6 protein-coding genes are annotated in these 8,014 nt (G+C 42.9%); 2 read left to right on the plus strand and 4 right to left on the minus strand.

Going from position 1 to position 8,014, the window contains the following annotated elements:
* Positions 1–313: 313 nt before the first annotated feature.
* The 4 genes from EKM82_RS10925 to EKM82_RS10940 all read right to left on the minus strand — a co-directional run bounded on the left by EKM82_RS10925 (position 314) and on the right by EKM82_RS10940 (position 5,546).
* Positions 314–1,771 carry an NCS2 family permease gene (locus tag EKM82_RS10925; protein ID WP_125769374.1) on the minus strand — a complete coding sequence of 486 codons (1,458 nt, stop codon included), beginning with the start codon at positions 1,769–1,771 and terminating at the stop codon, positions 314–316.
* Between the two features lie 272 nt (positions 1,772–2,043).
* Positions 2,044–2,730 (minus strand): YjjG family noncanonical pyrimidine nucleotidase, encoded by a 687-nt coding sequence (locus EKM82_RS10930; protein WP_164508270.1) that lies wholly within the window; start codon positions 2,728–2,730, stop codon positions 2,044–2,046.
* A 796-nt stretch (positions 2,731–3,526) separates the two neighbouring features.
* Positions 3,527–4,615, minus strand: coding sequence for a DUF871 domain-containing protein (locus EKM82_RS10935; protein WP_125769380.1), 1,089 nt, complete (start codon positions 4,613–4,615; stop codon positions 3,527–3,529).
* Between the two features lie 31 nt (positions 4,616–4,646).
* A complete protein-coding gene (locus EKM82_RS10940; RefSeq protein WP_125769383.1) occupies positions 4,647–5,546 on the minus strand; it encodes an N-acetylglucosamine kinase in 900 nt (299 codons plus the stop codon).
* A 218-nt stretch (positions 5,547–5,764) separates the two neighbouring features.
* Between EKM82_RS10940 and EKM82_RS10945 the strand changes: the two genes are divergently transcribed.
* Both EKM82_RS10945 and murQ read left to right on the plus strand, forming a co-directional pair.
* Positions 5,765–6,523, plus strand: coding sequence for an alpha/beta hydrolase (locus EKM82_RS10945; protein ID WP_125769386.1), 759 nt, complete (start codon positions 5,765–5,767; stop codon positions 6,521–6,523).
* Positions 6,523–7,419: an N-acetylmuramic acid 6-phosphate etherase gene (gene murQ / locus EKM82_RS10950; RefSeq protein WP_125769389.1), complete on the plus strand. Its 897-nt coding sequence runs from the start codon at positions 6,523–6,525 to the stop codon at positions 7,417–7,419. Before EKM82_RS10945 ends, murQ begins: the two co-directional genes overlap by 1 nt.
* Positions 7,420–8,014 lie beyond the last annotated feature (595 nt).

Consider the following 8,014-nt stretch of genomic DNA (forward strand, 5'->3'; position numbering starts at 1 on the left):
AACTCCAGACGGAATGGAGGGATCTTGGCGTCAGCCGCCAAATTATCGTTGGTGCTTTAGCACTTACGATAAGGCTTGCATTTGAGATTGTTGCGCAGCAATAAGCTCAAATCAATGCCGGCCGCGTTCCACGCCAAGCAGCCCGCAATGCAGTCAGACACAGTTCTGTTTTAAAACCATCATTTAGATTTTAATGGTTTTGAATTTTGGCCCTTGATTGGTTCAAATCGATGCCGGCCGCGTTCCACAACCAGCAAGCCCGCAATGCAGTCAGACGCCATTTTGTTTCAAAACTTGCTTTTAATCCAAGAATTTACAGTAGCGCTAAAAGAACAAAGTTGACGACAAACAGCAATGAGACGATCCACAAAATCGGGTGAACCTCTTTGCGCTTGCCGGTCACCAGCTTGATCAAGCAATAAGTGATGAATCCAGCGGCAATACCATAAGAAATGTTGTAGCAAAGACCCATGAAAATTGAAGCCATGAATGCCGGAATTGCTTCAGCTAAATCGTCCCAATCAATATTTTTGAAGGCACCCATCATCATGATCCCAACGGCGATTAAGGCTGGGGCAATTGCCTGAGTCGGCACGATGGCAATCAATGGTGCGAACAAGCTACTTAACAGGAACAAAATTGCTGTCACCACGCTAGTTAAACCAGTCCGGCCACCAGCACCAATGCCCGCAGTGCTTTCAACATAAGTGGTCGTATTGCTCGTACCGACAATTGCGCCGATCGAAGTAGCAATCGAATCGGCAAACAAAGCTTTATCCATTTTAGAAGAGAAACCATGGCCGTTCTCAAGCGCCTGCTCGTCAGCGTCGGAGAAAATCCCTGTCCGCCGACCAGTACCGATGAAAGTGCCCAGCGTATCGAAAGTATCAGAGAAACTAAAAGCAAAAATTGTCATCAGCACCAGTGGCAGCCGATCTAAACTGCTGAACAGCGAGCCCATACCTTTACTACTAAAAGCGGCGCCAAAAGTCACACCCAATTGTTGGAAAGAATGTGCTAATGAATCAGCGGAACTAATTTTTAAATTGGTGATGCCAAAAGGAATACCCAATAGTGTAATGACAAAAATACTAATGAGCACAGCGCCGGGCACTTTTTTAACAAGTAGGATGATAATTAGGAACAACCCAATTAAAGCCAGCAAAGCGCCTGACTGCGAGAAATTAACTAGGGCCGGCACAATGCCACCGCCAGAAACAATGCTTTGAATGCCACCTTTAAAAGTAGTTTGCGCCGCATCGAAAGCTTGGCCATTCACGCTAGTAATACTGCCAGCATCGCTTGTGAATTGTAAAAAGCCGGCGTTCTTGATACCAATATAGGCAATGAAAACACCAATCCCGCCGCCCATGGCATGTTGCAGTGACTCAGGAATGGCTGTAATAATCATTTTCCGGACCCGCGTGATCGTAATCAGAATATTGATCAAGCCACAAATGAAAACTAAGGCGAGTCCTTCTTGCCAAGTAAAACCTAAGGCAAAACAAACGGTGTAAGTGAAGAAGGCGTTCAGGCCCATACCTGGCGCCAACGCATAAGGCACGTTAGCGAAGAGTCCCATCACCAAGGTGCCAATACTTGCTGCAATAATTGTCGCCAAAAAAACGGCCTGACTAGGCATGCCCGTTAATGCCAAGATTTGCGGATTAACAAACAGAATATAAGACATCGCAAAAAATGTCGTGACCCCAGCCATGATTTCGGTGCTAACTTTCGTTCGGTTTTCCCGTAACTTAAAAAAGCTCTCCATAAATAATGTTCCCCTTTTTCAAATGATAGCCTTATTCTATCGAAGAAAAAGAAAATAATCAACACGATAAACGAACTATTTTATATAATAACGATTTTTTGTTCTGAAATTAATAAAGGAAAAGTTAGATGACACTATTGCAGTGGCGTTGTATTTGTTCCATGAATAATTACCAAACCGTTTTAATACCAGTCAAAAAGCTCGTTGACAAGATAAAAATTGTCAACGAGCTTTTAGTTAGTCTAAACGACCAATTTATTAAATCACGAACATTATTTATTCAACAAACGTGGTAGCTGGTCCAGTGAATTGACTTCATATGTTGGTTGATAGGCCGAATGGTTGCTCTGATGTTCGGCATTTAACCACAAACTGTCCAAGTGCGATAAATTAGCGCCGCGAATATCAGCGGTTAGCGAATCGCCAATGACTAACATTTCAGCGGGTGCAACTTCGGGTAATGTTTGTTTAACCGCATTAAAAAACAAGGGATCTGGTTTACTATGGCCAATATCTTCCGACAAAAAGATATGTTCAAAGTAAGGCGTTAAGTGGGAGCCGGCCAATTGTTGAAATTGTTTGAAACGCGAACCATTGGAAACCACGAAGAGTCGATAATTTGGTGCCAATGCTGCTAGAACTTCTTGGGCATGAGGCAATAAAGCGTGTTCCTTGGCAAATAACACTTCAAAAGGATCGGCATACAGCGCGTTGTCAGTGGTGATGCCGTAGTGGGCAAAGTACAAACGGAACCGATTGGCCAACAATTCTTCAGTGGTAATCTGTTTGTTTTCCAGCTCTTCCCACATTTCGTTGTTTAATTGGTGCCAATAATTAATTTGCTGATCAGTAAAGGCAAACTCGAAATTCACCGGTAATTTAGTCAGGGCCACTTTGGCGTTCAATTCAGTGTCAAATAGCGTTTTATCAAGGTCAAATAATAGAGCAGAATAATTCATGAGCAGCCTCCCAGCAAAAATTAAATTGATATTCATTCGATTGTATCATAATCAATTAACTGCGCCTATTGAATTTAATAACTTAAATTTTAGCGATTATTATCGACTAAATTTTGCCAAGACTTCCTCAATTGGGATGGTGGTTGCTGGGCGATTTAGAGGGCGTGGAACGCTGTGGCCATCGATTTGAGCTTATTGCTGACGCAACAATCTCAAATACGAGGCTTTGACTAGCTGCTAAAGCAGCAAGACAAATTTCACAGCTGACGCCAATCGCCCAGCAACCACCGGTAGAAACTAACAGAATTGATTACCACTAGTTAGAAAAACAAATTGATGTGAATTAATAGGTCTGTGTGACAAACTTTCTAGATAATATTAGAAACTGTCTGAAAGTCTTTTGATGTACTATTCAATTGGTATTGCAATTTTAATCAAGTTGATCACCCCGCCACAATTGCCTAAAGCACTAACAAAGATGGAGTGAACCAAATCAACTCCAGACGGAATGGAGGGATCTTGGCGTCAGCCGCCAAATTGTTCTTAGTGGCGGGGCCACTTAGAACAAGGCTTGTATTTGAGATTGTTGCGCAGCAATAAGCTCAAATCAACGCCGGCCGCGTTCCACGCCAAGCAGCCCGGAATGCAGTCAGCTCCAAATCTGTTTCAAACGCCTCACCATTAACGTTTTTGACCTTGGAGGCCAACAAAAAAAGCCAGCATCACAGCTGACTTTTAACAATAAACTATTTAGTTTAATCGTGCTCCGACCAACAAATGGCGTAGCGCAACTAGTTTAGTCTAAAAACTTGAACTTGCTCCAAGGCTTGATGAAGTCGAGTAAGATCAATTCGTCTTTGCTAATGCTACCGATCTTGTTCTTGCGAGTATCAGCATGAGGTTCCAGAACTAATTGCAATTCGTTCTTGTAAATGCCGAAATCATCGTTACCAATTAAGATATCGCCACGTTGGAATTCGTGGGTATTGTCATGTGGCTTGTTTGGCACAGCTTTGTAAGTGACCCGTGGCATTGTTGAACGGATTACCAAGGTGTTCATATCGCCGCGGCGGAAATGTTGTGGTGTTAAGGCGATGGTCTTTTCAATATCGTTAACTTCTGGGACGAAGTCGATATGGAATTGGACTTGATAACGGTTCAAAGCAGCCATAGCAGCTAATTCAGCTTCAGAAGCATAAGCGTTACCAATGATAACATCGTCAACCATGCCAGTAGCGAATAAATGCTTTGTTTGAACTTCGATTGGTAAACGACGGTCCATTTCCAAAGTAGGTAGGCCATCATTCACGTTCCAAGGGCCCATATTCCCAACTTGGCTGGCTACGAAAGCAGCGGTATGAATGCCGAAGTCGCGGAATCGTTTGCTACATTCCATGAAGAAGTCATATGGCAAAGCAGTCCCAACTTGGGGATAGAAGTTGTGGCAACCATAAATAAATGGTGTGTTAGCTTGGTAGCTAATAATATTGTTTAAATAATCAACGTTGTTACTCATATTTAATTCGATGATCAAGCCATATTTGTTATAAGAAAGCATGGCCTCAGTGGCACCATCGAAACCTTGATCCAAACGAATTCCAGCCACATGTAGATCGTGGAAGAATTCAAGATCATCATAGCTGATTCCTAATTGATCAAAAATCCGTGGGGAAACATCAATGATTGTTTGGTAGCCTAAAGCATTACCAACATCAACAATCTTTTGATATTTGGCTTTCGTTGCTTCTACAGAATCTTGAACCTCAAGCATACTCATGAAAATCCGAGTAAAACCATACTTGTGACCTAATTCGAGGTATTCTTTGTTCGCCTCAAAGTCACTGTGGTCAGGATAAATTGATAAACCTAATTGCCGCATTGTCATAAATGACACGCTCCTTTAATATTTTTTGAATCTAATCATTAACTTGGTGCCAGCGAGACCAAAAGATTGCCCCACGTCCATTATTAGTCGAAACGACGATCGGTTCAAGCTTAGAATGAACATTTTGCAATTTCTTTAGCAAAGTTTCGCGGTAAAATGAATTATGAACCAATACCGAGCCAGAAAAAGCAATTTTTTCGGGAATCGGTTGTTGGTAGCGGGAAATCAAACCGAGCACTTCATCAGCCAGGGCATTGGCTTGGGTCACGAGTGCTGTGGTGGCGGCTTGGTTACCAGCGGCGGCTGCTTGGGCGATTTTAACCGCGACGGCAGCAATTTCCTTGCGACTAAGCTGATAATATTTCTTGACCGCTTGTTTAGGATCAGTGGCGCTGAAAGCTGGCAATAAAATTGGTGCTAATTCACTTTCATGACCTAAATCGTAATCCTTCAACAGCATTTTCATGGCTTCAGCAACGATTTGATAAGCACTACCAGTATCGCCGAGTAATTGACCCCAGCCACCATAACGCCACATTTGCTGATTTTGGCGACCATAAACAACTGAGCCAGTGCCAGCAATCACCAAAGTACCATCGTGGCCTTCCAAGCCGTTTAGCAACGCTAATTGCGCATCGCTAATCACATAGGTAGGAATTTGCCACTTAGCCGTGAAATCAGCCGCAACTTGATCAGCGTTACCAGTGGTTTCCACGCCGGCAATCCCCATCAAAATATATTGGCAATCGTCACGACCTAGCTTTTGAAGTAGGGTGGTGACGACAGTGGTCAGGTTACTAATTGTTTGTGGTTGGTCGAGGAAAATATTACCTGGACCACTTTGCGTTTGCGCGAGGATTTCACCGGTCAATGTGAGCGCTTGCCCGACAATGTGAGTGCCACCGCTATCGACGCCAATGACATAGGTCATAATTAAAGTCTCCCTTGCAGAAATGAAATAAAATTTCTAAAATGTTGCTGACTTTTAAAAAGAAAAATAATTGTAAATTCGGTCTGATTCCGACAATAAAAGGAATCCTACAAAGTTAATTATAAAGTTTTGGAAAAAAATTTCAATAAATAATTGAAAAAAGTGAATTTTTGTTTTATAAATATAACTAGGATAGATGAATGATAAGAGGATAAAAGATGGCATTTTTAAATTTGTATCGATCATCGCAAAAACTGGCTAACCAAATTGGTGTGCAAGCTATTTTACCCGATCAAATTCAAGCTGATGAGAAATTACCAGTTATCTGGCTTTTTCATGGGCTCGGTGACAATGGCACGACTTGGCAACGGAAAACGAATATTGAACAGCTCGTTGGGCAGCAGCATCTGGCAGTGATTATGCCAGATATGGCGCGCAGTTTTTACACGAACATAGTTTATGGTGGGGCTTACTGGGATTATCTAACTGAGGAGTTAATGCCACAATTGCGTCATTACTTACCATTAAGTGCAGCGCCACAAGCTAATTATCTCGTTGGTAATTCAATGGGTGGTTATGGTGCGCTTAAATTAGCGTTCACTTATCCCGAAAAATTCCGAGCCGTCGCAGCCATTTCGCCAGTTGTTGATTTGAGTGTGGTACCCAGCATTATGCCTGATTACCAGGCTGTTTTTGGTGCAAAGGGTCTTACCGCGCCAGAAAATCAATTGCGGGTTTTAGCAAAGCAGGCTGACTTGGGCAAGCTACAACAACTCCAATGGTATCATGCCATTGGTGACGATGACTTTATGAAACAACCAAATGATCAGTTTAATCAATTTTTAACCAGTGATTTAGGGCTGCAAGTGACTTATCACACTGGTGCTGGTAACCATGACTGGACTTATTGGAACGAACAAATCGAGCAAGTTCTACGGTGGTTACCGTTGGAACAACAAAAGGGGCACAATAAATAATGGAACGAATGACAGAAAAACGCAATGACGCCACGACCCATATTGATACCATGTCAACGACAGAAATTCTGCAGACAATCAATCAGCAAGATCAACAAGTACCAATTGCGATTAGCAAAGCACCAGTAATTGCCGCAATTACCCAAACTGTTGATACGATCGTCGCCGGCATTAAGCAAGGTGGCCGCTTATTTTACATGGGCGCCGGTACTAGTGGTCGCTTGGGTATTTTGGACGCTGCTGAATGTGTACCAACTTACGGCACGGACCCTGAATTAGTTCAGGGTTTGATTGCCGGCGGTGCCAAAGCCGTGACTGAGGCCGTTGAAGGCGCAGAAGATTCCGCTGAATTAGGCGCTCAGGATTTAAAAGATCGTCATTTGACGGCCAATGATTTTGTCTTGGGGATTGCTGCCAGTGGCACTACACCATATGTGATTGGCGGCTTGGATTACGCCACTGCAGTTGGTGCCCACACTGGTGCCTTAAGCTGTAATGAAAATTCTTTGATCGGCCAGCATGCAGAAGTGGCTATTGAAGCGGTTGTTGGTCCCGAAGTCGTCACTGGTTCCACACGGATGAAGGCCGGCACTGCTGAAAAATTGATTTTAAACATGATTTCCACAACAACGATGATCAAACTTGGTAAGGTTTATGGCAACTTAATGGTTGACGTTAAACCAACCAACATCAAGCTAGTTGATCGTGCTAAACGAATTATCCACGAAGCTACTGGTGTTTCCATGGAAGAAGCAGCTAAATTCTACGAAGCCGCTCAACATCAGCCAAAAGTAGCGATTGTGATGATCAATGGTGACGTTGATTACGCCGCTGCTGAAAAAGCTTTGCGGGAAAATCATGGTTTTATTGCGGCTAGTTTAAAAGCATTACGTTAATCATTTAGGGGGATGGTTTTTGCCAATTGGTGAAGACTATCTCTATTTTTAACGGGATTGTAATTAAATTGGTTTTAGGCAGAAGAGCGGACAACTCCGTTGCGACCGGCGCTGATCTGGGCTAATTTAAAAAATAAGATTTCCCCAGTTAGAGTGGTGGTTGCTGGGCGATTTAGAGGGCGTGGAACGCTGTGGCCGTCGATTTGAGCTTATTGCTAGCGCAACAATCTCAATTACGAGGCTTATTCTAAGCAATAAATTGCTAAGAATAATTTCACAGCTGACGCCAATCGCCCAGCAACCACCTGTGGAAACTAACAGAATTGAGCGCCACTGTTTAGAAGTATAGATTTCAGTGCTTAACAAAGTCTGTTTAACAAGTTAGCCGAATTAGGACCAAAATTACTAAACAGCATTGAACGTAGTCGCTTTAATTATTAATGCAGTTGAGATTAAGTTGATCAGTCCTACTACAATTGCCTTAAGCACTAACAAAGTTAAAATGCACAACCTCAGCTCCAGACGGAATGGAGGGCGTGGTTGTCAGCCGCCAAATTTGTCTTATTGCTTTAGCAATTAGACAAAGGCTCGTATT

Origin of the sequence: Lapidilactobacillus wuchangensis (assembly GCF_003946645.1) — a bacterium.
GTDB lineage: Bacteria > Bacillota > Bacilli > Lactobacillales > Lactobacillaceae > Lapidilactobacillus > Lapidilactobacillus wuchangensis.

Bases quoted from the DNA above. Each gene is read 5' to 3' on its own strand.
- EKM82_RS10925 (WP_125769374.1), bottom strand. From the start codon at position 1,771: ATGGAGAGCTTTTTTAAGTTACGGGAAAACCGAACGAAAGTTAGCACC.
- EKM82_RS10930 (WP_164508270.1), bottom strand. From the start codon at position 2,730: ATGAATTATTCTGCTCTATTATTTGACCTTGATAAAACGCTATTTGAC.
- EKM82_RS10935 (WP_125769380.1), bottom strand. From the start codon at position 4,615: ATGACAATGCGGCAATTAGGTTTATCAATTTATCCTGACCACAGTGAC.
- EKM82_RS10940 (WP_125769383.1), bottom strand. From the start codon at position 5,546: ATGACCTATGTCATTGGCGTCGATAGCGGTGGCACTCACATTGTCGGG.
- EKM82_RS10945 (WP_125769386.1), top strand. From the start codon at position 5,765: ATGGCATTTTTAAATTTGTATCGATCATCGCAAAAACTGGCTAACCAA.
- murQ (WP_125769389.1), top strand. From the start codon at position 6,523: ATGGAACGAATGACAGAAAAACGCAATGACGCCACGACCCATATTGAT.